Source organism: Fluviicola sp. (assembly GCF_030151805.1).
Lineage (GTDB): Bacteria > Bacteroidota > Bacteroidia > Flavobacteriales_D > Crocinitomicaceae > Fluviicola.
Genome location: NZ_JASLCN010000416.1, coordinates 1 through 4,382 on the forward strand (window position 1 = coordinate 1; position 4,382 = coordinate 4,382).

Consider the following 4,382-nt stretch of genomic DNA (forward strand, 5'->3'; position numbering starts at 1 on the left):
GTAAAATTGAAGTCATGGTATTCAGGATTGCTAATGTTTAGTACAAAGTTAGATCAGCCATTTTCGAAGTGGATTAAGCGCATGTCAAATAAGCATTAAATCACATTTAAGATGTTTATTATCAAACATTTAATCGGTTTAGTTTTTTAAAAAATGAACATTTAATTAGATTCTGAAAATCAGGATTTAACCCATAATTGGTATAGCTGTTTTTAAGACGGGTCAGACAACACTGATATTCCAATAATCAAACATAAATACGGTTATAATAAAGCATGAATAAGGCATAGATATAGCGATGATTGTACTTAATTCTAACATTAGAAAGAGTTATTTTACACCACTATTGCCTATTACCAGATCATTCTTCCGATTCGGCATTCACAATTATCTGATAAGTGTCACATGACCCGAAAAAGTTTCAAAAGCATCGCTGTGAAATTGCTTCACGGTAATGTTCCAGATATAGGATCCTTCAACCACGAGTTCACCGCTGTAACTGCCGTCCCATCCGATATTTGTGTCATGCGATTCGAAAATCGTCTCGCCCCAGCGATTGTAAATCTGTAAGGTATAATTCTGTGGATCAAAACCACTGGAAAAAACAGGTTTGAATGTCTGGTTAAATTCATCCCCGTCCGGCGTGAAAGCATTGGGAACATAATGAATCATTTCATCTTTGATAGTAATAATCTTGGTGATACTGTCCTTGCATCCTTCGTCATTGTAAGCAACAAGTTTCACAGTATAAGAACCTGGATGAGCCGGGTAAACAAAGTCCGGAGAGCTTTCTGTCGATTGCGTGTTTTCAGATCCAAAATCCCAAAGATATGAGGTAGCATTGGAACTGGCATTTACAAAATGAACCGTTGGATCCAGAGTTGAAATGCTGGAAGGAGAAAAATGAAAATTCGCACTGATAGCCGCTTTCACTTCAATGTCCTGGGAAGCTGTTGCAATACAGTTGGAAGCTGTTGTCACTTTTAAGAACACGGAATGAATTCCTGTACTGCTGAATAAATGTTTCGGATGCTGCTCGGAAGAAGTAAAACCGTCATTGAAATCCCAGTGCCAGCTCGTGATCAGTTCCGGAGATGGTGCCGAACAGAAGGATAAAAAGACCACGCTGTCATTCATGCAAGGTGCAGAAGCAGAAAATGCCGCAACAGGGTTTGCCTTAACGGTAACAACCGTTGAAGCAATGTTCGTACAGTTTCCAACCTGGATCACTAAAGTGTAAATTCCTCCAAGTGTTGCATCAGAAGGATTTTGAAGGGTGGATGAATACCCGTTTGGTCCGGTCCAGGAATAGTTGACAGTTCCCGCGGATGTTGTTGATCCGTTCAGTTGAATCGGGTTTCCTGCACAATAAGGTCCGGCGTTTGAAACAGACAAGGAAGGAACTTCTGAGATAACGTTGATGCTGGAAGGTGCACCCGGACATCCCGATTCTGTAACAACCAATGTATATGTTCCGGCAGCTGTTCCGTCAGCAGGATTTTGAAGGGTGGATGAATACCCGTTTGGTCCGGTCCAGGAATAAGTAACAGTTCCGGTCGAAGTGGTTGATCCGTTTAGTTGAAGGGTTGTTCCGGTACAGAAAGGTGCAACATAAGAAGCTTGTGCTGTCGGTAAAGGATGAATAACTACGGTAGTGCTTACCGGCGCGCTTTGACAACCGTTTTCACTGATTGTAAGTGTGTACGTTCCGGCAGCTGTTGCGTTAGCCGGATTCTGCAAAGATGAGGTATACGAATTTGGTCCTGTCCACGAATAATTCACCGTTCCGGTTGAAGTCGTAGAACTGTTTAGAACGATTGGAGATCCTGCGCAATAGGGCCCCGTATTGGATACCAATGCTACAGGAATAGCGTAAATGGTTACTGTTGTTGAAACAGGCGCACTTTGACATCCGTTAACGGAAACAATCAATTGATACGTATGCGTTCCGGTTTGTGCCACATGTGTTGGGTCCTGCAGGGTGGAGGTAAAGCTATTCGGTCCGGTCCAGCTGAAAGTAGGAGTTCCGCTTGAAGTTGTTGTTCCGTGTAAGAAAACCAGCGATCCGTCGCAATAAGTTCCGCTACTGGAAGCGCTTGCCGTAACTGCAGCGGGTTCTGTAAAAATAACCGGGGCAAGCGTTGTCGAACAACCGTTCACAAAACGAACCTGCGGTGTATACGTTCCGGCGGCCAGGTTATTGAATGTATTTCCGGCTTGCCAGGTAGTTCCGTCCAATGAAAATTCAATATTGGGATCGGATGAAACGATGGTCAAAGATCCGTCATTGGTCCCGAAACAACTGATTGGTGTTGGAGTTACCGACTGAATATTCGGAACCGGATTGAGTGTTACGGTGTGCGAAGCAGTGATGATTCCACAGGGAGTTGTTACGGATACGGTATACGTTCCGGGAGCAGAAACCGAAATGGAAGCAGTTGTTTCCCCGTTTGGAGACCAGGAATTTCCGGTAGTATAACTGGAAGTCAATGAAATGGTTTCTCCGTTGCACAAAGAAGCAGGGCCGGAAATGGTAACCGGAGTTGGTGCAGGAAGAATCGTGATTGAAATAGTTTGAGGAGTACCGCTTCCTCCGCAGGAATTGGAAGGAGTAACGGTCAATGTGTATGTTCCCGGAGGTGTTGTTCCCCAGTTGATAGTCATGTTGGAAGAGGAAGTCGTTCCGTTTCCGGTTGTAAAAGATGCTCCGGCTGGTAATCCGCTCCAGGTATAGGAAACTCCGGCTTCCGGTGTTACACTGTACGTTTCGGTAGCTCCGATACAAACGGAAGTATTTCCGGAGACAGGACTCACGACCAAAGAACCGTTTAACTGAGGTGCAGTCATTTTCACATTGTCGATAAACAGTAATTCATCCGCACGATTGGTTGTAATGCTTAGAATAAAGTGAAACTCCGAAACGCAAGGCGGAACAGACCAGGTATAACTATTCGATAAAATGCTGAATTGGGCATTATTATTACCTGTCGCCAATGTAACAGGAGCTTGTGCAATACCGTCGTGATAAGCTCTGAAGACCAGGTTTTCACCGCTGTCCCATCCCGTTCCGCTGCATGCGGGATAACGGTTTCCCCAGCTGAAAGTCAATGTCCTTGTAGAAGCATTGCTGGATGTGATGTCTAAGGAATTGAAGGTAAATGTTCGTGCTGTTGCCGGACCGTTTCCGCTTCCGGTCGCAAAGCAGTTTCCGCCTGCTGTATTTCCGCCCACTACGAGCGAAGTTGCTCCTGTTACTTTATTCGGTGTTTGGGTAGCTTCTGAAATGGATAATGCACTCGCTCCGGTAGAAGTAAATCCCCATGGATCACCAATTTCTCCTCCCTGGAAACCTACAGTAACCTGAGCTGAAAGAATTCCGCAGGAACCAAGGAAAGTAAGAGTAAGTAGTTGTTTGACAGATCGGGAAAAATATCCGGATAAAAGGCTGAGAAAAGTGTAAATAGAGCTCATAACGCGAATCTCAAATTAGTTTGGCGCAAAGGTAGGGTGATGATACTCCCTCAGGATTAAATTCCTGTCAAATAAGTATTAAATTCATGTTTAATGAATTTGTAATCAATAACTTAATCGTTTTAGTAAACAAATTGTAAATTGTTTAGTAAATCAGTCGGGGTGAAAAATTTTTCACCCCGACTGATAGATTTTTTTTATTTTCAAGAACTGAAATACTATTCACATCCATGGAGCGCGAAAAAATCATTCGTTTTTTAGAAGAAATCGGAATTCCCGTTGTTGAAACGGAATTGCCGGATGATTGCTTTCTGCCGGGACTTGCGCTGGAAAAAAGCACCATTCTCATGGATTCCAAACGCTTGAAATATCCCGGAGATTTACTGCACGAAGCCGGACATTTGGCGGTAACCTCAGCGGAACAGCGAAACTTAATCGGAACCAGTGAAATGGATCCGGACTGGCCGGGTGAAGGAGATGAAATTGCGGCTATTTTGTGGTCGTATGCAGCTCTTCTGCATTTGAATATTGCACCGGAAGTGGTCTTTCACCCGAATGGATACAAGAATCAGTCCGAATGGCTGATCACAACATTCAACGCAGAAAACTATGTCGGACTTCCTTTGTTGGAATGGATGGGATTGTGTAACAGTCCGGGAAAAGCAAAATTAGAAGGAACGGAAGCATTTCCACAAATGATAAAATGGTTGAGATGAGCGAAAGTACAGTGATAAAACACCTTAAATTCCCGGTTCGTTTCGATGAAGGGAAATTAGCACATGATTTGTCTTTGGTGATGGAAAGCAAATGGATTCCGCATTTCAATACCGGCGGTTATGTCGGAAATTGGAACGCCATTTCGCTCTATGCAAAAAACGGGGATGCGCAAAACATTTTTGTTCCGATGGAAG

Annotated in this window: 2 protein-coding genes and 1 pseudogene; 2 read left to right on the top strand and 1 reads right to left on the bottom strand. The window is 43.7% G+C overall.

The features are described 5' to 3' along the window. Positions 1–387 precede the first annotated feature (387 nt). Entirely contained in the window at positions 388–3,471 is a 3,084-nt protein-coding gene (locus tag Q1V93_RS15725; RefSeq protein WP_300665963.1) for a PKD domain-containing protein, read from the bottom strand. A gap of 230 nt (positions 3,472–3,701) precedes the next feature. On the opposite strand from Q1V93_RS15725, the gene Q1V93_RS15730 reads away from it, so the two are divergent. Both Q1V93_RS15730 and Q1V93_RS15735 read left to right on the top strand, forming a co-directional pair. After that, entirely contained in the window at positions 3,702–4,187 is a 486-nt protein-coding gene (locus Q1V93_RS15730; protein ID WP_300665964.1) for a hypothetical protein, read from the top strand. Next, a pseudogene (locus Q1V93_RS15735) lies at positions 4,184–4,382 on the top strand (aspartyl/asparaginyl beta-hydroxylase domain-containing protein); the annotation flags it as partial. The gene Q1V93_RS15730 and the pseudogene Q1V93_RS15735, both read left to right, overlap by 4 nt.

Bases quoted from the DNA above. Each gene is read 5' to 3' on its own strand.
- Q1V93_RS15730 (WP_300665964.1), top strand. From the start codon at position 3,702: ATGGAGCGCGAAAAAATCATTCGTTTTTTAGAAGAAATCGGAATTCCC.
- Q1V93_RS15725 (WP_300665963.1), bottom strand. From the start codon at position 3,471: ATGAGCTCTATTTACACTTTTCTCAGCCTTTTATCCGGATATTTTTCC.